The 18,515-nt window shown below is 54.1% G+C and carries 17 protein-coding genes; 10 read left to right on the forward strand and 7 right to left on the reverse strand.

From position 1 onward, the window contains the following. The first annotated feature begins 135 nt into the window (after positions 1 to 135). The 3 genes from ACI1P1_RS27545 (at position 136) to ACI1P1_RS27555 (ending at position 4,189) form a co-directional block, all read left to right on the forward strand. Positions 136 to 1,917, forward strand: coding sequence for an HD domain-containing phosphohydrolase (locus tag ACI1P1_RS27545; RefSeq protein WP_416219766.1), 1,782 nt, complete (start codon positions 136 to 138; stop codon positions 1,915 to 1,917). An 86-nt stretch (positions 1,918 to 2,003) separates the two neighbouring features. Next, positions 2,004 to 3,941 (forward strand): diguanylate cyclase domain-containing protein, encoded by a 1,938-nt coding sequence (locus ACI1P1_RS27550; protein ID WP_416219767.1) that lies wholly within the window; start codon positions 2,004 to 2,006, stop codon positions 3,939 to 3,941. A 68-nt stretch (positions 3,942 to 4,009) separates the two neighbouring features. After that, positions 4,010 to 4,189 carry a transcriptional regulator gene (locus ACI1P1_RS27555; RefSeq protein WP_416219769.1) on the forward strand — a complete coding sequence of 60 codons (180 nt, stop codon included), beginning with the start codon at positions 4,010 to 4,012 and terminating at the stop codon, positions 4,187 to 4,189. Between the two features lie 330 nt (positions 4,190 to 4,519). On the opposite strand, the gene ACI1P1_RS27560 is transcribed toward ACI1P1_RS27555, so the two are convergent. Beyond that, positions 4,520 to 5,401: a helix-turn-helix domain-containing protein gene (locus tag ACI1P1_RS27560; protein WP_416219771.1), complete on the reverse strand. Its 882-nt coding sequence runs from the start codon at positions 5,399 to 5,401 to the stop codon at positions 4,520 to 4,522. Between the two features lie 168 nt (positions 5,402 to 5,569). Between ACI1P1_RS27560 and ACI1P1_RS27565 the strand changes: the two genes are divergently transcribed. From ACI1P1_RS27565 to ACI1P1_RS27580, 4 genes are read left to right on the forward strand one after another with little or no spacing between them, the layout of a single operon-like run. After that, on the forward strand, positions 5,570 to 6,433 hold the full coding sequence (locus ACI1P1_RS27565) for a MurR/RpiR family transcriptional regulator (RefSeq protein ID WP_416219772.1): 864 nt from the start codon (positions 5,570 to 5,572) through the stop codon (positions 6,431 to 6,433). Then, positions 6,430 to 7,167 carry a glucosamine-6-phosphate deaminase gene (gene nagB, locus ACI1P1_RS27570; protein ID WP_416219773.1) on the forward strand — a complete coding sequence of 246 codons (738 nt, stop codon included), beginning with the start codon at positions 6,430 to 6,432 and terminating at the stop codon, positions 7,165 to 7,167. The genes ACI1P1_RS27565 and nagB overlap by 4 nt, the downstream gene beginning before the upstream one ends. Beyond that, entirely contained in the window at positions 7,154 to 8,356 is a 1,203-nt protein-coding gene (gene nagA, locus ACI1P1_RS27575) for an N-acetylglucosamine-6-phosphate deacetylase (protein WP_416219774.1), read from the forward strand. The genes nagB and nagA overlap by 14 nt, the downstream gene beginning before the upstream one ends. Before the next feature lie 6 nt (positions 8,357 to 8,362). Then, entirely contained in the window at positions 8,363 to 9,019 is a 657-nt protein-coding gene (locus tag ACI1P1_RS27580; protein WP_416219775.1) for a carbohydrate-binding family 9-like protein, read from the forward strand. Between the two features lie 72 nt (positions 9,020 to 9,091). Here ACI1P1_RS27580 and ACI1P1_RS27585 read toward each other — a convergent pair whose 3' ends face one another. Next, on the reverse strand, positions 9,092 to 9,871 hold the full coding sequence (locus ACI1P1_RS27585; RefSeq protein ID WP_416219776.1) for a hypothetical protein: 780 nt from the start codon (positions 9,869 to 9,871) through the stop codon (positions 9,092 to 9,094). A 182-nt stretch (positions 9,872 to 10,053) separates the two neighbouring features. Between ACI1P1_RS27585 and ACI1P1_RS27590 the strand changes: the two genes are divergently transcribed. Then, positions 10,054 to 11,109, forward strand: a complete 1,056-nt coding sequence (locus tag ACI1P1_RS27590) for an acyltransferase (protein ID WP_416219777.1) — start codon at positions 10,054 to 10,056, stop codon at positions 11,107 to 11,109. Between the two features lie 75 nt (positions 11,110 to 11,184). On the opposite strand, the gene ACI1P1_RS27595 is transcribed toward ACI1P1_RS27590, so the two are convergent. Together ACI1P1_RS27595 and ACI1P1_RS27600 are read right to left on the reverse strand one after the other, a co-directional pair. Next, the gene (locus ACI1P1_RS27595; RefSeq protein ID WP_416219778.1) at positions 11,185 to 12,045 is read right to left on the reverse strand and encodes an SDR family oxidoreductase; all 861 of its coding nucleotides are present in this window, start codon (positions 12,043 to 12,045) and stop codon (positions 11,185 to 11,187) included. Between the two features lie 6 nt (positions 12,046 to 12,051). Next, entirely contained in the window at positions 12,052 to 13,119 is a 1,068-nt protein-coding gene (locus ACI1P1_RS27600) for a mannonate dehydratase (RefSeq protein WP_416219779.1), read from the reverse strand. A 253-nt stretch (positions 13,120 to 13,372) separates the two neighbouring features. Here ACI1P1_RS27600 and ACI1P1_RS27605 point away from each other — a divergent pair, with 253 nt between their 5' ends. After that, positions 13,373 to 14,284, forward strand: a complete 912-nt coding sequence (locus tag ACI1P1_RS27605) for an Rpn family recombination-promoting nuclease/putative transposase (RefSeq protein WP_416219780.1) — start codon at positions 13,373 to 13,375, stop codon at positions 14,282 to 14,284. Positions 14,285 to 14,361: 77 nt separating this feature from the next. Here the strand turns inward: ACI1P1_RS27605 and ACI1P1_RS27610 are convergent, their stop codons facing one another. From ACI1P1_RS27610 to ACI1P1_RS27620, 3 genes are all read right to left on the reverse strand, one after another. Continuing rightward, positions 14,362 to 15,051: a GntR family transcriptional regulator gene (locus ACI1P1_RS27610; RefSeq protein WP_416219781.1), complete on the reverse strand. Its 690-nt coding sequence runs from the start codon at positions 15,049 to 15,051 to the stop codon at positions 14,362 to 14,364. A gap of 75 nt (positions 15,052 to 15,126) precedes the next feature. Then, the gene (locus ACI1P1_RS27615) at positions 15,127 to 15,762 is read right to left on the reverse strand and encodes a GNAT family N-acetyltransferase (protein ID WP_416219782.1); all 636 of its coding nucleotides are present in this window, start codon (positions 15,760 to 15,762) and stop codon (positions 15,127 to 15,129) included. A gap of 19 nt (positions 15,763 to 15,781) precedes the next feature. Next, positions 15,782 to 16,579, reverse strand: coding sequence for a polysaccharide deacetylase family protein (locus ACI1P1_RS27620; RefSeq protein ID WP_416219783.1), 798 nt, complete (start codon positions 16,577 to 16,579; stop codon positions 15,782 to 15,784). A gap of 240 nt (positions 16,580 to 16,819) precedes the next feature. Here ACI1P1_RS27620 and ACI1P1_RS27625 point away from each other — a divergent pair, with 240 nt between their 5' ends. Then, the gene (locus tag ACI1P1_RS27625) at positions 16,820 to 18,505 is read left to right on the forward strand and encodes a PucR family transcriptional regulator (protein ID WP_416219784.1); all 1,686 of its coding nucleotides are present in this window, start codon (positions 16,820 to 16,822) and stop codon (positions 18,503 to 18,505) included. Positions 18,506 to 18,515: the final 10 nt, after the last annotated feature.

Here is an 18,515-nt window from a genome sequence, read left to right on the forward strand (position 1 = left end):
TTACAATGAGGCGGAATTTAGAAAACAGGTTGATTTTTTATAGATGATATATCCTTTTTGCCGAATTCTATATACAATACATATATATCTTTCAAGCTCCCCATCATTATCTTCTGGCAGGTGATCCCCCCATCCATGCTTTCCCTGAGCCGTCCATCTCTTTATCCCTTCAAGCTTAAGCTCGGACTTCTGCTGTTCAGCGTCGTTCTCCTCATGTCCGGTCTGATGGGCGCCTTCCAATATTTCTTTGTGAAACATCTGCTTGAGGATAACTTCAGACAGAACCGGAGGATGATTGAGGAGCGGATCAGGAATACCGTGGCGGATGCCGACCGGATGAACCTGCTGGTGGAGCGTCCCATGGAAGAGGAAGCACGGCCCATACTGGAGGCGGTACGCAGCCACTATTCCAGCACGGGCGGGATCGGCTTTGATCTGCAGCCTTTTATTGCGGACAAGCCGGATATGGATCTGTATATCATTGACCGGAGCTATACGGTTATCGCCTCCACCAATCCCGGGGATATCGGGCTGAACTTCAAGCCGTACAGCGACTTTACCCGCTATCTTGATGGTGTGGTGCGGGAGGGCGGCTTCGCCGGATCGCGGATCAGCCTCTCCTTGAACAAGTCCAATTTGACCAAATTTTGCTATCTTCCCTCCGGGGACGGCCAATACATTTTTGAGACGGGCACCCTCATTGACCCGCGCCTCCTCATGCTAAAAACCAGCACCTTCGATAACTTCGAAACGGCGGTTGTCCAGGAAAATCCGTTTATCGACAGGGTGATCCTCTACGATTATCTGGGGGTTTCCTACAAGAAGGACGGCAACGGGCTGAATTACCGGGTGGAGGGAACGCATCTCCCTGCTTTTGCCCAGGCCAAGGATACCTTGGAGACAGTGGAAACAGAGGCTGTTTACGGGGGAAAAAAGGCCATTCACCAATATGTCCCCTACCGGCTGGTGAATGCCTCAGGGAGCAATGAAATCAACGTTATCGAGATTATCTACAACGAGGACAGCCTCCGGCAATCCCTGTTGAGGAATCTTCTTGTATCGACCATATTGGTGCTTGCAGCGGCTTGTATCGCCGGCAGCTACGGCTTCTACCGGTCCCGTGCCATCACCAAACCTATCCAGGCCATTGCCTCCGGCATCCAGAAAATTTCCCGAGGCGATTATGAGGTGAGCCTGGACATCCGCTCCAATGACGAATTTGCCCTGCTGGGCAGAAAAGTGGAGCAGATGGCCGGCGAAATCCGGGAGCTGCTGGAGGAGCGGGGCCGCATCCAGCATGAGCTGGAGAACAGCCTCCGGGAAAACCAGAGCAGTTATTTTGAAACGGTCCGGGCTCTAGTCAACGCTATTGAAGTCAAGGATGCCTATACCCGGGGCCATTGCGAACGGGTCATGGATTATTCCCTGGCCATCGGACGGGCCATGAATCTGAGCCGCCAGGAGCTTCACGATCTCCGGTTCGGCAGCATTCTCCACGACATCGGCAAAATCGGTATTCCCGAGCATATCCTGAACAACCAAGGCAGCTTTGGCCCCGAGGAGTTCGAAATGATGAAGCGGCATCCCGCCATTGGGGACAAGCTTCTGGAGGGTCTGCATTTTCTGGATAACAGCCGTAAAATTGTCCATGAGCACCACGAACGTGTGGACGGAACCGGTTATCCCCGCGGCCTTAAGGGCAGCGAAATCGGACTCCTGTCCAAAATCGTATCCGTAGCCGACGCTTATGACGCGATGACCAGTGTCCGCCCTTACCGTAAGAAGGTCATGTCACCGGAGGATGCCGTCCGGGAGCTGGAGCGTCAGTCCGGCACCCAGTTCGATGCCCGCGTGGTGCAGGTATTCGTGATGCTGCTGGCCGGCGGGCAGGATCAGCATAACCACGGGGCCGGATAACGGAACACTTAGGACGTGTTTTTCGGCAACATCTGCTCCCTTCGGAGTTTGTAAGCACGCCTTAGAGGAGGATTTGAATTTCCCCTATGACTACCTATACCATCTTCTCCCTCACCGCGTTTGTGGTGTATCTCTTAGCCGGCATTTATCCGGTAGCCAAATATAAACGGAACGCCGTCAGCATTTTGTTTTCGTTGACGTGTTTGAGTCTGGCTGTTTGGTCGTTTGCTTATGCCTTTGTTTACATGGAATCTTCCGTGTTCTGGATCAAGTTGTCCTCCGTGGGCTGGTGTTTTTTCAGCGCGCTGGTGCTCCATAGCGCCCTTCGTTTTGCCCGGAACCCTTTGTTTATGAAGCCGCTCCCTCAAGCGCTGCTTTATGTGGTTCCGGTTGTCCTTCTATATATGCGGGTATTCATGATGGATACCGGATCAGGCACATCCGGAATGACCGGGCTGGTGTTCCAATGGCTGGACAACAGCTACGATGTGGTTTACCAGTTGGCAGCGCTGGGGGTTATCCTCCGTATGCGCCTGCAAAGCGCGAACCGCCGCCAGCGCAAGCAGCTGAATCTGGTGCTGGCCAGTGCCGCCCTGACCTTTGCGGCCAATTTTGTCTCCCAGTTTATTCTGCCGGCCATGGGCTACCCGGAGTGGTCCACCTCCGGCCAGCTTTTTAGTTTGATCCTGATTCTGGGTATAATTGCAGCCAATCAACGCTATGGGCTGTTTTCGTTATCTGAGCATGTTCTGTATGACGAGATTCTGACGGAAATGATGGATTCCTTCTTCCTGCTTTCGACGGAAGGCCGGATCCAACGGATCAACCGCCGGACAGTGGGGCTCCTTGGATACAGCCAAGAGGAGCTGAGCGATCTGCCCTTACGAGATTTATGTGTGGAAAAGGATGTGATCGACACCATTGTGCATGGGCAGACTGCCTCCGATACTACCGCCTATGCAGAGGTCAATCTAATGGGCAGCACCGGGCGGATGATCCCGCTGCGACTCTCCTTCTCCCGGATCAGGGACAAAAGCAGCTGCGATATTCTGGGTATTATGGTGATCGGACAGGATATCGCCGTGAAGAACCGGCTTCAGGAGGAAATCCGCATCCATCAGGAATTCGAGCGGAAGCTCCGGGAAAGTGAGGAGCGCTTCCGGGCCATGTTCGACAAGCATTCCGCGGTTATGTGTCTGGTGGACCCGGAGTCCCTGCAGATTTTATCGGTGAATAACGCAGCGCTGGCATTCTACGGTTATTCCTTCAAGGAGTTCGAATCCATGAAGCTGACCGCTCTGGATGGCACCAGCCTCCAGGAGGGAGTGGCTATGGCCCGCCACATTGTGCAGGAGCAAAGCGCTGTATTGCACATGAAGCATAAACTGGCCGACGGTGATATCCGGGATGTGGAGATCCACTCCTCGGCCGTTCCCTTCGGCAAACGGTCCATTATCTATTCCATTATTCATGACATTACGGAGCGCAAAAAGGCGGAGGATTATATCAGCTTTTTGGCCTACAACGACAGTCTGACGGGTTTGTCCAACCGGAAGCTGTTCTATGAGCGGGTGGAAAAAGCCATCGAAGCCGCCAAGGCCGCCGGTGGAGTATTCGCCGTCATTTATATCGATATGGACGATCTGAAATTTATCAATGACACTTACGGCCATGAGGACGGGGACATTGTGCTCCGGGAGCTGGGCAGGCGGATGAATGAGCTGACCCGGTCGGGTCTCTCCGCCGCGCGGCTGGGCGGGGACGAATTCGCCATGCTGCTGCCGGGCATCGGGACCATGCAGGAGGCTCTGGCGGCGGTGGAGAATATTTCGGAGCATCTGCGCAAAAGCATTCAGATGGGCGCCCGGGAAATTAATGTTCAGGCGAGCATCGGCATTAGCCTGTATCCCTCCGACGGGGAGGATGTGGAGTCGCTTCTGAAGACGGCGGATTTCAAAATGTACGCGGTGAAGAAGGAGCGCAAGTCCTCGAAGCGCTTGTGGGCGGCTTCGGAGAACCGGTAGCGACGGTCTGAAGGCGGCAGCAGCTTGCATCGGGCTAATGATGAGCTTCATGAAAGGGGGTGCTTACGATGAGTGCAAAGGAACAAGTGCTGGATGCCATGAAGGCTGCTGGCAAGCCGGTTACAGCAGGCGAAGTGGAAAAAGCCACCGGCCTGGACCGCAAGGAAGTGGACAAGGCCTTCAAGGAATTGAAGGCGGACAATGCGATTGTTTCTCCAATCCGGTGCAAATGGGAACCGGCTCAATAAGCAGGGGTTGAAAAAAAGAAGCGGCGCGATGCCGCTTCTTTTTTTGTGGGCAGGGGCGGGCTTCGAAAATAGCGTCCCCACACCGGTTGTTGGGTGATGATTCTCAACGGCTGGCGCTAACGGAACTCAGAAGCCGTTACAGGCCAAAAATCACGGGTTTGCATTTCTAACGGAACAGAGAAGCGCTTAGAGGAGAAAATACGTTGTATCATGACGGATTACGCCCGCTAAGCGTCTTTGAGTTCCGTTAAACCAGCAAACCCCTGCTTTTCGGCGGCTAACGGACGCTGAGTTCCGTTACAGCATCCGCCGTTGGCAGACACAGCCGGCTTACTCCCGGAATTCATGGTTCTCCCGCCGGTATTCGCCCGGTGTCATCCCCATGGTGGCGCGAAAGTTGCGCATAAAGGCTTTATACGAGTTAAACCCTGCCTCCACGGCAATATCCATCCCGGTGAGGGAGGTGGACAAAAGCAGCCCGCAGGCATGCTGAATCCGGATGGAATGGAGCAGCGCCAGAAAATTCATGCCGGTTTTCCGCTTGATCTCCGCGCTCAGATAAGGAATACTGAAGCCAAATTCCTTGGCCAGACCTGCCAGGGTCAGTTCCTCCCGGTAGTGGTACTGGATGTGCCGGATAGCCGGCCAGACAGACCCGCGCTCCGGCAGCTCCCCGGTCCGGATAATTCCCCGGGGGCCGCGGAACCGGTCGAAGCGGATCAGGAGCTCCGACAGCTTCAAGCGGACCATCTCCCTGGACCACCTGCCGTTTTCCGCCACCTCCCGCTCCATGCTGCCGAACAGCGCAGCAATCTCCGCTGTTTCCTCCTCCGACAGCTGGACGAAGGCATTCCCGCCTTCCTCCCGGAACAGCAGCTTGCCCAGAAGCCCTCCCCCATTCATGCCGAAGGTCAGCCACTCCCGGTCAAACATGCAGTTATAAAGCCGGAGAACCTGACCGGGAGCAACCCCCAGCTCATGCACCTGGAACGGAAGCAAAAAGGTAAACGTCCCCGGTGACATCTCATGCCGGATGCCATTCACTACCTCCCAGCCTTCTCCCTCCAGCACCAGCGAACATTCCAGAAAGTCATGGCGGTGGGCGGGAAACGGGCGGGTCAGCTCATTTATGCTCAGGAGAAAAGGGAACTCCCCTTGAATTTGCGGGTAATCGGTCAGCTGCTTATTTGCGGGGTAAAGGGTCAATGCCAATCCCTGCCTTCCATCATGCTTTTCTACTTGTACTATAGCATAAAACAGCGGGCCAAGCAGGCAGGGTATTGCGGGCGGGAGGGGAATTTGATATGATAAACATGTAAATTATTTTCTTAAAAATATGTAATTTTCGTAAATAAATTTTCGCAAACGTGAGGGAAGCTTATGAGCGGCATCTTGCATTCGATTCAAGAGCGATTATCGGAGCTCAACCCCAAGGACCGGGAAATCGCCGCTTTTATTCTGGAGCAGCCGGAGCTGATGATCCGTATGGGCATCAAGGAGCTCTCCGAAGCCGCCAATGCCAGCACCGCCTCCATCTCCCGGTTCTGCAAGCTGATCCAGACCAACGGCTTTGCGGACCTGAAGATGAAAATCGCTGCCGAGCTGGCCATGAAGCCTCTGCCGGAAACCTACCAGGACATTGTTGCCGGCAACAGTCTTCCCGGCATCGTATCCGCCATTGAGGCCAATCACATCCACTCCATCTCCGACACCACCCGTCTGGTGGATTACCGTCAGCTGGAGGCCGTATTGGAGCTGCTGCAGACCGCCGAGCGGATCGATCTGTACGGGGTGGCCACCTCGGGGATTGTGGCCTCCGATTTTGCCCAGAAGCTGATCCGCATCGGGAAACGGGCCCAGTGCTTTACGGACCCCCATATGCAGATTACCTCGGCCTCCAACTTGGGACCGGGCGATCTGGTAATCGCCGTCTCCTACTCAGGGGAAACGCCGGAGATCATCGACTCCGTCCGCTGCGCTAAGGAAGGCGGGGCCAAAGCGGTGTCCCTGACCCGTTACGGGCCCAACACCTTGGCCGCCGCGGCTGATATCCCCCTTTTCACCTCATCTCTGGAATCAGGCATGCACCGGGGAGATATGGCATCACGGATCGCCCAGCTTCATATCATTGACATTCTGTTCACGGCTCTCTTGAGCCGGCAGTTTGACGAGCATGTGCCCCATTTGGAGCGTTCCTTCCAAATGGTCAACAAATACCGCCGGGAGAAAGGATCGTACCTATGAACATTTTAACCTTCCGTACCAATCAAGAGCTAAACGCTGCAGGAGCAGGCATTATTACCGGCCTGATCCAGACCAACCCCCGGGCTGTGCTGGGGCTGGCCACAGGCAGCACTCCCATCGGCATTTATGAGGAATTGGTCAGCAGCTTCAAAAAAGGCCTGGTGAGCTTCAAGCTGGCCACCTCCTTCAACCTGGATGAATACGCGGGTTTGCCTCTGGACCATCCCGAAAGCTACCACGCCTATATGGACCAGCATCTGTTCCGCCACATTGATATGCCTGCAGCCCAACGCCATATTCCCAACGGTACGGCAGCCGATTTGGAAGCGGAATGCCGCAGGTATGACCTTCTATTGGAGGAGGCTAAGCAGATTGACCTGCAGATTCTGGGTCTCGGCCATAACGGCCACATTGGCTTCAATGAGCCGGACCAGTCGCTGAACAGCGGCACCCATGTGGTGAAGCTGCGGGAATCCACCCGCCAGGCCAATGCCCGGTTCTTCGATTCCATCGAGCAGGTGCCTACCCATGCTTTGACTATGGGAGTCGGCATGATCCTGAAGGCCAAAACCATCCTCCTGGTGGTCCGTGGAAAAGACAAAGCGGAAATTGTTCACGAGGCTCTGACCGGCCCCATCCGGACGGAAATTCCCGCTTCGCTCTTGCAAACCCATCCCAATCTGGTCGTTCTGCTGGATGAGGAAGCCGGGAGGTGCTTTCATGGCAAACAATAAGTCTGAACCGGGACGTACGGTCCTACAAGGAGCGACCGTAATCACAGAGGAAGCTGTTTTTGAAGATGGCGTCGTCTGCTTTCAAGGAGAGCAGATCGAGTTTGCCGGCACCCGGGAGGCATTCGCTGAAAGTCCTTTTGCCTCCGGTTCTGCCACTGTGATTGAAGCCGCCGGCGGTTATGTGGTGCCCGGTTTTATCGATCTCCATGTGCATGGCGGGCATGGCAGCGACTTTATGGATGCGGAAGCCTCTGCTTACGACAATATAACAGTGCACCATGCCTTGAACGGGACCACCACCATTCTGGCCACCACTGTCACTGCCTCCCGGGAGAGCATCAACCGGGTGCTGGAGACGGCATGGGCCTACCGGAGCGGCCCTATGCCCGGTGCCAAGCTGGGCGGTGTTCACCTGGAGGGGCCGTTCATCAGCCCCAAGTGGCCCGGAGCCCAGAACCCGGCCTATATTATGCCGCCCCGCCGGGATTGGCTGGAGGCCTGGGAGGCCCAGTATCCGGGCCTCATCCGTGTAGTAACCCTGGCCCCTGAACGGGAGGGGGCCCTGGAGATGATCGGCTGGCTGGCCGATCACGGCATCGTGGCATCCGCCGGCCATACGGATGCCACCTATGACGAGATCACCGCCGCTGCCGATCATGGGCTGACCCATGCGGTGCATACCTTCAACGCCATGAAGGGGCTGCACCACCGGGAGCCGGGCACTGTAGGCGCGGTTATGACGGACAGCCGGATTCAGGCGGAGGTTATCGCCGACGGGCACCATGTCCACCACTCCTGTATCCGCCTCCTGGCCCAGGCCAAGGGTCCGGACGGTCTGGTGCTGGTCACCGACTCGATGTCGGCCTGCGGCCTTCCCGCGGGCGACTATAAGCTGGGTGAGCTGGATGTGGTGGTGGACGGCGGGGTAGCCCGGCTGAAGGAGGGCGGCGCCCTGGCGGGAAGCACACTGACCATGCTGGGCGCTTTCCGCCACGCTGTCACAGCTGCAGGCATGAGCCTCCGCGATGCCAGCAAAGCGGCCAGCGGCAACCCCGCCCGGGAGTTGGGCATCTACCACGAAACCGGGAGTATTGCCCCGGGCAAACAAGCGGATTTGCTCTGGCTGGACCGGGAGTTGGCCTTATCCGGCGTGTGGGTGAACGGACGCCGTCTGGAAGGGCAGGGATAATAACCGATGGCTCAGCAGAGTGAGGTTCTGTCGTATACCATACCTATTCTAGCGCAATCCGCATTTCAACAGGTGCTGCCGGAGCAGGTCCCGCCCTTACCGGTGGGAGTTGCCCCTTGGCCGGAATACAGCTCGGTTCCCAGAACGGAGGTCCGTTTGTGGCAATCTGAAGCTGGCCTCCACGTAGGGTTTCAAGTATGGGAAACCAACCCCCGGATGATCTGGCGGCAGCATAATGAACCCGTATACAAAGACAGCTGCGTGGAGTTTTTCCTGCAGCCCTGTCCTGGCAGCGATGCCCGGTATGTCAACTTTGAGATGAATGCGGCAGGCACACTGCTTTTGCAAATCGGCTCGGGACGGAGTGACCGGCAGTTTCTTGATCCGGCCGGCTTCACCCGCTTTGCCATACAGTCCGCAGGAGCTTCCCTCCCAGATTCTCCGGCCGAACCCTGCTGGCAGGTGGCCTACACCATCCCCTTCGAGTGGCTCGCCAGCCTGTTTCCGGATTTCCACCCGCTGTCCGGCTGGGAGATGCGCGGCAATTTCTACAAATGCGGCGACGAAACCTCCGCTCCCCATTACGGCTGCTGGAGCCCGGTAACCTCCGCCCAGCCCGACTTTCACCGGAGCTGTGATTTCGGTCTGCTGGTTTTGGCATAAACATTCCTTGGATAAAGCAAGAGCCCCTTTCCTGCAACCGGAAAAGGGGCTGTTCGTTTGGAACGGTATTGATTATGGAATATAGATCATCGTGCTATTGGACAAATCGGGCTGAATCACCTGATTACCCCCACCTTCTTGGGCAGAGAACACGGCTGAATACGCAACGTTTACCGGATTCGTTATGGTAACTTGATATTGTCCCGGGGAAACGGCGTTGCCGTCCTTATCCTTTTTGTCCCAATACAGAATCGGTGATTGGATGCCCCATACCATTTTGTCATTGCTTCCGGGTATCCACTCTCCGGGGGAGGCGGCGCCCGGGGAATGAAGATTTCCGGTCCAGACCAGCTCAGGAGAACCTTCCCCTCCCACTCTTTCAATCTTGACTTCGGCCTCAGCCTTCGAAATAAGAAGCGTGTCCTCCTTCGTATTAAAAAGCTCCGCATAAATCCCGACTGCCTGACCGTTTGAAGCATCACCCTCATTGACCGTTCCTAATCGCAGCGTGAGGGGGGAGGTCGGCATATTTCCTTTGGTCACCCAAATGGATTTCCATGTGAGGCGGGGAGCGTAGATATCTACCTGAGGCAAAGCATCCGAGCCAGAGTCAGGATGGGTATACATAACGGTAGAGCCCGTATTTTCGGCAAAGGAACGCAAGGGAATATAAATGCTGTCGTTGTAGTTCAATATGGTGCCGACGCCTGCCAGTTCCTTCGTTTGGTTATCTTGATGAATATGGACAGTGCTTGGAAACAGAATAGCTTTGACCTCGGAGCTGGCAGCAAGCGCCCCCGTGGCAAAGGATAAGATTATTCCTGACATTAGACCAATTGCAAATTTGCGCATGAACATCACGCATCCCTTCCTTTTGGGTGATATGCTCTAGACATATGGAACCAGAAAAAGGTTGCTGCTGCTCAAAAAATAAGTTCCCAGATTTGGAATATAGTTGGATTACAAAGTGGAATCAGATATAATTTCCAATGTACCTTATTCGACCGCACCGCCAGATAACGGAAGGAGCCTCTATGAATGGCCGACACATAACAGAAGCGACCGCCACACGTGGGATTGCCATAATCGGGGTTGTTGTGATTCATAGCACAGCTGCAGCTGCTTCTAACGCAACCTTCGGTTGGAACAATCAGCTTGTTTATCTCATCATCAACAAAATGGCAAGCTTTGCCGTACCCGCTTTTATATTGTTGAGCGGGTTTGTATTATGTTTCCGTAACGCCAAGTTTGCAACAAAGCAGGAATTGTTGTCCTTCTACATGAACAGAGGAAAGTACCTGCTAATCCCCTATTTCTTGTGGTCCCTCGCTTACCATTTTTACCACAATTTTGGGGTTAATGAATCATTTTTTGTATGGCTGAAAATCTATTTAACGGATCTATATTCAGGTGCGGCAAGCTATCATCTTTATTTTGTTCCTCTTATCGCACAATATTATCTGATTACACCAGCCATAATCGGGCTGCTTCATTTTCTCCGCAATCAAAAAATTGGAAACGTTTTTCTTATCTTGCTTGCACTTGCAGCTTTCATTCAAATTATGAGCGGTATCGGCAATCAAACGTTTCATTGGGTGGAGGATAAATCCATTTGGGCCTCCACTTATTTACTCTGCTTTGTTCTAGGCTGCTGTTTGGGACGGTACTATGAACCATATTCCATATGGATCAAACAAAAAAGATCCATTTTGTATGGGATAACTCTAGTGCTTCTGATTTTGCACATCGAAAAGTATCTTTTACTATTTTCCGGATGGAAATTGTATTGGTTGTTTTCCGAACTGCTTATACAAGCATATTGTATATTCGCTACCTTATCCCTGATCGAGGCCGCAAAAGGTCTTGCAAGGCTTAGCATCATTCCCCAGACATTGTTTTATCTAGGCAAGTATTCGCTCTTCATTTATTTCTTCCATCCATTTGTTTTAGTATTTTGTGATCGGATTTTTATCTCTTTTCCTGAGCTCTCTGTCATTGTGTTGTCCACTCTTTTGCGATTGGCAGTCCCTCTTGCATTCGGGGTTATGATTAAAAAATGGCATTGGTCCTGGATCTTGTTGGGCAAATAAGCGGCATACTACAGCAAAAAGTCCCGGAGAAAGCATAATAAGCTTTCCTCGGGACCTTTGGTCGTAGCGTTGGTTTTACACGCCGGAATAGGCGGAGAATGCACCGTCAACCGGGATGATGACACCGTTGACGAAGCCGGAGGCTTTTTCGCTGACCAGATACAGCAGAGTTCCCACCAGCTCCTCGGCTTCGCCGAAGCGGCCCATGGGGGTGCTGTTCAGAATCTTCTCGGTCCGCGGAGTAGGCGTGCCGTCCGGGTTTTTCAGCAGCTTCTCATTCTGCGCCGTCACGAAGAAGCCGGGGGCAATGGCATTGACGCGGATGCCCACGCGGGACATATGGACGGCCAGCCATTGGGTAAAGTTGCTTACCGCTGCCTTGGCGCCGCTGTATGCGGGAATCTTGGTCAACGGCGTAAAGGCGTTCATGGAGGAAACGTTGATGATAGTGCAGCCCTTGCGGCCGACCATATCCACGGCAAACTCCTGGGAGGGCAGCAGGGTGCCCAGGAAATTCAGGTTAAATACAAACTGAATGCCAGCAGGGTCCAAATCGAAGAAGGTGATGGTATCCTCCAGCTTCTCCTTCAGATCGCCTTCGAAGAGATATTCCTTGGTGGTGGTGCCTTTGGGATGGTTGCCTCCGGCGCCATTAATGAGAATATCGCAGGGGCCCAGCTCTGCCAGAACAACCTCATGGGCTGCCTTAAGGCTGGTCTTATCCAGCACATCCGCTTGTACGCCGATGGCCGTACCGCCCAGGGCCTTCACTTCCTCCGCCTTGGCTTGGGCAGGCTCCAGAGCACGGTCCAGAATGGCTACCTTGGCGCCGCATTCCGCCAGCGCAGTTACAAACTGGCCGCACAGCACACCCGCACCACCGGTGACAACGGCAACCTTTCCCTTCAGATCAATGGAAAATGGCAAGGATGACATGATGAATTATACCCCTTTCGCCGCTGCTGCGTTGGACTTGCGGACGGCTTCAGCCAGTCCGTTGATGTAGACGGCACCCAGGGCACGGTCATACAGCCCGTAGCCCGCCTTGCCCGTTTCGCCCCAGATCATGCGGCCATGGTCCGGACGGAAAGGCCCGTCGAAGCCATAGTCCACATACGCTTTGACCACCTCGTAGAAATCCAGTGTGCCGCAATCGGACAGATGGCCGGACTCGTAGAAGGAGCCTTCGCCGGTAATCTTTACATTCCGCAGATGGGCGAAGTGGATCCGGTTTTTGACGCCGCCGAAATAGTTGATCATATCCACGTAATCGTTCTTCGCATCGCAGCCCAAGGAGCCGGAGCACAGAGTCAGCCCGTGGTACGGAGAATCGTAGAGATTGAGGAAACGGTCCAGATTTTCCTTGTTGGTGATAATCCGGGGCAGCCCGAAGATGGACCAGGGCGGATCGTCCGGGTGAATGGCCATTTTAACTTCACTTTCAATGGCTGCCGGAAGAATGCCCTCGATAAAATATTGCAGATGGTCCCACAGCTTCTCTTCCGTCATGCCCTCATATTGCTTCAACAGGCCGCCCAGGCCGCCTTCGCCGTAGGAGGTATCCCAACCGGGCAGTGAAAGCTCGCCCAGCTTGGGGTCCATACGGGCCACGGTTTCGGCATCATATTGAAGGGTGGTGGAGCCGTCCGGCAGACGGTACTCCAGATCGGAGCGGGTCCAGTCAAACACGGGCATAAAGTTGTAGCAAATCACCGGGATGCCCGCTTTGCCCAGGTTGCGGATGGTTTCGCAATAATTCGCAATGTAACGGTCACGGCTAGGCAAGCCCAGCTTAATGTCCTCATGAACCGGAACACTCTCGATAACGGAAATTTTCAAGCCTACACTTTCCACACGCTTCTTCAAGGCCTCAATTTTGTCCATCGGCCATACTTCGCCTACCGGAACATCATAAATTGCTGTGACAATGCCTTTCATGCCCGGAATCTGGGCAATGTACTCCAGCTTGACAGGATCGCCGTCACCATACCAGCGGAAGGTCATTTCCATGGGTGTCTAGTCTCCTTGTGAAAGTTTGCACTTAACTTGCATACTAGTATACTAGCATGTCAGATAAGGAAGCACAATCCTCTCCGGCAAAAGACATCAAACTGTCAAAACCGGCTTGAAAAATTCTCCTGCTGTTGATATGCTAAGAACAGAAGCAGCCGTGAAGCACACCTGCCTGTTCTCCTGACGGAGAGCTGGTAGCGTGTGCTTTTTTTCGTTCCGCGGCTTACTGTGCAGGGGGAGGACGGATTTTTTGACGGATCATGACGGGCTGTACAAAATGCTGCTGCGTACTTTCTTCAGGGAATTTATGGAGGCTTTTTTCCCGGAGGCTGCAGCGGCCATCGATTTTGCACATGTGGAGTTTCTATCTGAGGAGGTGGTGGTGGATATAACGGGCGGCACCAAAAAACGCCTGGATCTTCTGATCAAAACCCGGTTGAAGGAAGAGGATGCTTTTATACTGGTTCATCAGGAGCCCCAAGCTTATTTCCAGGAGGAGTTTGCCGAGCGGATGTTTATTTATTCAGCGAGGCTTTATGAAAAGCATCGGCTGCGGGTTCTCCCCGTGGCCATTTTCAGCCACCGTCAGCAGTTGGCCGAACCTGACATTTTCGGCTGGAGCCTGCCGTTTATGGAGGTGCTTCGTTTCCGGTTCTATTCACTTCAGCTGCGCAAACACAATTGGAAGGATTATATCCGCTCGGATAACCCGGCGGTTGCTGCACTTCTCAGCAGTATGGGCTATAATGAGGGGGAGAAGATCCAACTGAAGCTGGAGTTCCTGCGGATGCTCATGCGTTTGGAGCTGGACCCGGCGAAGCTGGAATTGCTGAACGTATTTTTTGATGCGTACCTGCCAATGACCCCTGAAGAGGAGCGGCAGGTGTGGCGGGAGGTGGAAGCTATGAGCAGCAAGGAGGAGAACAAAATTATGGAGTGGAAAACCCATTTTCAAAGATATGCCATGGAAGAAGGCATCGAAATCGGAATGGAGAAGGGAATTGAGAAAGGTATTGAGAAGGGCTTGGAACAAGGAGTCGAAAAGGGCAAAATGGAAGTAGCCCGGCAGATGATCCGGGAGGGCCTTGACCCTGCGCTCATCGCCAAGCTTACCGGCTTTACACTGGAGCAAATTGAAAAATGGCGGGTCCAGCTTCATTGACATTATCGTGACTCATAGAACATAAATAAAAGCCGCTGCTCCCAGTTGGGAAGTCAGCGGCTTTGCCCATTCAAGCCTTAAAAATACGATGCGTACGGGCTGTCCCGGTGATACAGAGCCTCCCAGTTTTTCATAGGCCAGAGAATATGCTCCTGGTACATCCTCTCCGCATTTTCCATTTCCTTGTTCTCGATGATCTCCACAATCCGCAGATGCTGCCGGATAGTATCATCGTAGCTGCGCTCCATCTCCGACAGGAGCCGGATCCGGTTGTAATGGGTGCTGAGCCGGGTAATGGAGGTCCACACATTCTCCTTTTTGTTGCCGCGGAAAATAATATGGTGGAACTCCGTGTCCAGCTTGTGGAATTCCGGAGCCTGTCCCTGCTGGCCCAGCAGGAGCTTCTGGAGTGCGGCGTTTTTCTTCAGCTCCAGCAGCTCCTCAACCGGGAAGGAAGCGCAGGCCAGCTTCAGAACCTCCTTCTCCAGGGTGAAGCGCATAAACGCCGCCTCCTCAATCAGCTGGAGATTGATCTTCGACACATAGGTGCCCACCTGGGGATACACCTCCACCAGGTGCTCCTCCTTCAGCATAGCCAGCACTTCCCGGACAGGCGTACGGGAAATCTCCAGAGCGGCGGCCAGATCGATCTCGCTGATCACCTGCCCCGGCCGCAGGTTCAGGGACATAATATTTGCTTTAATCACCCGGTAGGAATAATCCTTGTTGTTTTCACCGGGTAGTCTGGGGGATATGTTCATCATCATTGCTGCACTCCTTATGGCGCCTCGCGCGGTACTCTCCATTATACATGCTGGAGTCCCGGTGTGCATATGTCCGGATTACCGTGTCACCGGCTCCCCGCTTGCCTCCGCCCGGATACCGTCCACACCCTGCAGCTCTTTGCGCATGCCCACTCTTCCCTCAATCCTGGCGAATTCGGCAAACCCGGCTTTTTCATAAAGCCGGACAGGACCGCTGTAGTCCTCGAATCCCCCATCCTTTTGCACCCGGGTATATCCTTCCACAGCAGCAAAACCCCCATCACGGGCATCGGCGATCACACGCTCCAAAAGCGCCCGGGCTACACCCTTTCCCCGGTATCCCGGATCAATCGCAAAGCAAACCACCGACATGGTTTTGCCGCAGGCATTTTGACGGAAATAAGCCGGAATAAAGTCGGTATTGCAGTAGCTGTCCATATCCCCGGCATTGCACCAGCCGACGGAGATGCCATCATCATAGGCCAAATAACCGTGTATCTTCCCTTCGGCTAACAGGTTTACAGCGTACCTGCGGATAATGCCCTTCACGTCGCTGCCAAATTCGCTAACCATCTGCCGTATGTCCGCGTCCTCCATATTCGGCGAGGTACAGTAACAGGGCCCGTTGGGGTTATGGTCGGAAAAAGCCCGGTGATCAAAAAAATCCAGATAGTCTGCCGTCAACTCGGATGTCAGGGGTTTAATCTCCAGCATTGGTATCAGCCTCCCGGATTTACAGCTTCACATATTTGCCTGCCGGAATCAAGACGGCATTGCCTTCGGCAGTAACCCACACATCCGTTGCCGACGGATTGTACACTCTGGACTGGTCCACGGAGAAGCGCAGGCCCTTAAGCGCCTGTATGTAATCCAGCACCTCAATATTGGTGGCGTACCAAATGTCCTCGTGATTGCCCATCATAGCGCAGAACTTCTCCATGTCCTCCCAATTATTATTGTTATCGAACTCATAGCTGTGGCCCCACAAATAAAACAGCTGCATCCGGGAATAACGGGGCACCAGGGCCAGGAATTCCTCACCCTTGGCCAGCATGTCCCTATGATGGCAGGTAGGATGCCATTCCAGCCAATTGGAGGGCAATTGAAAACCGCCATGGCTCTGGGTGGTGCGGGAATATTCAATGCCTAGAGCAGGCAAGGATGCCAGTACACGGCTGTCATAGGTGCCAAAGGGATAGGACATGCCTCTGACAGGGTAGCCGCACAGCTCTTCCAGCTTGTTGCGGTCGTCCAGCAGTTGGGTGGCGATGCCTTCCGTTGGTGTCAGCTCCAAAAACGGGTGGGTGGTGGTGTGGGCGGAAACCTCATGGCCCGTAAACAGGCTTCCGATTTCCTCCTCTGTAATGTAACTGTCTCTTCCGAAAAAGCCGGAATTCAAATGAAAGGTTCCTTTGATGCCGTGGCGGTTCATAATTTCCACCAGGCGGCGGTCATGGATACGCCCGTCGTCATAACTGAGTGTTAACGCTTTCACTCGACCGCCGGGAAACAGGTTCAGCTTCACATTCATTTCGCTTCTCTCCTCAGGTTTGGGGGCAGCTGCCCCGTGTTTGTGTATGCCATTGTAAACTTTTCCCTACTGATGGTAAACCTGATATTTGGACATGTCAATCGGAAACCACAATTTCATAAAATCGCAAAACTTTCGTGCCTTTTCCCCGTTCCTCCTCTTCCCGCGGCATGGTATGTTATATTTACTAACATCATTGTCAAATGACCGGAAGGGGGGATTTGTCTGGGTGCCGAATTTTTGCTCACCGTTCGGGAGGCGCTGAAGCGTTCCCCCTTCGCCGGAGCCCAACTGATGGCCGGGACCAAAGGGCTGGACCGTCAGATCCGGTGGGTGCATATCTTGGAGATTTCCACAATGGAAAATCTCATCTACGGCGGCGAAATGATCCTGGCTACGGGAGTGGGCTTTAATCTGGACACCGCCCATTCCGTCCGCTACATGGAAAAGCTGATCCAGCAGAACGCCGCCTGCCTGTGCATCGAGATCGGCCCTTATTTTCACACGGTGCCGGAGGAGCTGCGGGAATTGGCCGAACGCTCCGGTTTTCCGCTGATCCTGCTTCCCCCTTCCATCCGGTTTGTGGATATTACACAGGACCTGCATTCCCTCATCATTAACCGCCACCACCGCACCCTGCGGGAGCTGGAGGGCATCTCCCGGGAATTCCACCGGTTGACACTTACAGCCAATGGCACCCTGAATGTGCTGAAGCTGCTGCATAAAAGCCCAGGCACCCAATTGGTCTACCGTCCGCTGAACGGCACTCCTGTCTGTTACCCTCCCCTTACCGCAGATCAACAAGCACAGCTGCTTCTTTCAACAGACGCCTGCTTCAAGGAGCAGGAGGCAGCCCCTTCCATAGGGACAGAAGCTATCCCCCAGCCGCATTTTGTTTCCGGAAGCCAGATTGTGCTTCAAACCATCGGTGTGCTTAATCAAAAATGGGCGTATTTAGCCTTGGTGTGCCACCGGGAGCCGGTGGAATTCGATTATGTATTGCTGGACTCCGCCGCCTTGTCCATTGCCCAGGAGCTGCTCCGTACCCGGTATATGGAGGAGCGCAAGCTATTTTCGGAAAATCTGTGGGTGGATGAGCTGTTGAACAACAGGCTGGCGGATGAAAAGCAGGTGAAGGCCTTGTTAGGCCCTAGCTTAAACCGCCATGCCGAGCTGCATATCCGGGTATGCCTGCTTGAAATCGAGAATCTGAATGACGAAACTCTGTATCTGCAGGAAACCGGCGCGGAAACCATCCGCTACCACCTGTCCCTCCTGCTGCGCTCCATCTTCGAAAAACACGGCTTCCGCCTCTTCTTGACCATGAAGAACAACCGTCTGGCTGCCATCGCCGTGGACAAAAACGGCACAGGCCGGACCAAGGCGCGTTTTCAATCTGCTCTGGACTCCTTACTAAGTCAACGAGCGGACGATAAGCTGCAGGATCTGAGCCTGGCGGTAGGCGTTGGCAAAGACTGCAGCTCCTTAGACCAGGTCCATGTCAGCCATCGGGAAGCCGTACAGGCGCTTGCCCTCCACTCCTGCTTCCGCAGGCCGGCCCTGTTCTACGAGGACTTGGGCGTATTCCAGCTGCTCGCGCTAAACGATGCGGGCACGCTGCAGCAATTTGTCCGCAGCTACCTGGGAGCTGTTTTGGATTATGACGGGGCCAAAGGCTCCGATCTTCTGACCACGCTCCGGGTTTACCTGGACCATGACGGCTCCAAGCAGCTTGCCGCCCAGAAGCTGTTCATTGTCCGCCAATCCCTCTATTACCGCCTGGAAAAGCTCAAGGAGCTGCTGGGCGAGGATTTTATGGCGCCGGAAACCCGGCTGGCTATCTCCGTAGCCCTGCGCGCCCATCAATTGCTTCATCCCGAAGCGCCCGCACAAAAACCGTCCCCCAAAAGTGACGCAATGCTCTGAATCGGAAAAA

Source organism: Paenibacillus mesotrionivorans (genome assembly GCF_046098205.1).
Classification (GTDB): Bacteria; Bacillota; Bacilli; order Paenibacillales; family NBRC-103111; genus Paenibacillus_AR; species Paenibacillus_AR mesotrionivorans.

Bases quoted from the DNA above. Each gene is read 5' to 3' on its own strand.
- ACI1P1_RS27545 (WP_416219766.1), top strand. From the start codon at position 136: ATGCTTTCCCTGAGCCGTCCATCTCTTTATCCCTTCAAGCTTAAGCTC.
- ACI1P1_RS27550 (WP_416219767.1), top strand. From the start codon at position 2,004: ATGACTACCTATACCATCTTCTCCCTCACCGCGTTTGTGGTGTATCTC.
- ACI1P1_RS27555 (WP_416219769.1), top strand. From the start codon at position 4,010: ATGAGTGCAAAGGAACAAGTGCTGGATGCCATGAAGGCTGCTGGCAAG.
- ACI1P1_RS27565 (WP_416219772.1), top strand. From the start codon at position 5,570: ATGAGCGGCATCTTGCATTCGATTCAAGAGCGATTATCGGAGCTCAAC.
- nagB (WP_416219773.1), top strand. From the start codon at position 6,430: ATGAACATTTTAACCTTCCGTACCAATCAAGAGCTAAACGCTGCAGGA.
- nagA (WP_416219774.1), top strand. From the start codon at position 7,154: ATGGCAAACAATAAGTCTGAACCGGGACGTACGGTCCTACAAGGAGCG.
- ACI1P1_RS27580 (WP_416219775.1), top strand. From the start codon at position 8,363: ATGGCTCAGCAGAGTGAGGTTCTGTCGTATACCATACCTATTCTAGCG.
- ACI1P1_RS27585 (WP_416219776.1), bottom strand. From the start codon at position 9,871: ATGCGCAAATTTGCAATTGGTCTAATGTCAGGAATAATCTTATCCTTT.
- ACI1P1_RS27590 (WP_416219777.1), top strand. From the start codon at position 10,054: ATGAATGGCCGACACATAACAGAAGCGACCGCCACACGTGGGATTGCC.
- ACI1P1_RS27595 (WP_416219778.1), bottom strand. From the start codon at position 12,045: ATGTCATCCTTGCCATTTTCCATTGATCTGAAGGGAAAGGTTGCCGTT.
- ACI1P1_RS27600 (WP_416219779.1), bottom strand. From the start codon at position 13,119: ATGGAAATGACCTTCCGCTGGTATGGTGACGGCGATCCTGTCAAGCTG.
- ACI1P1_RS27610 (WP_416219781.1), bottom strand. From the start codon at position 15,051: ATGATGATGAACATATCCCCCAGACTACCCGGTGAAAACAACAAGGAT.
- ACI1P1_RS27615 (WP_416219782.1), bottom strand. From the start codon at position 15,762: ATGCTGGAGATTAAACCCCTGACATCCGAGTTGACGGCAGACTATCTG.
- ACI1P1_RS27620 (WP_416219783.1), bottom strand. From the start codon at position 16,579: ATGAATGTGAAGCTGAACCTGTTTCCCGGCGGTCGAGTGAAAGCGTTA.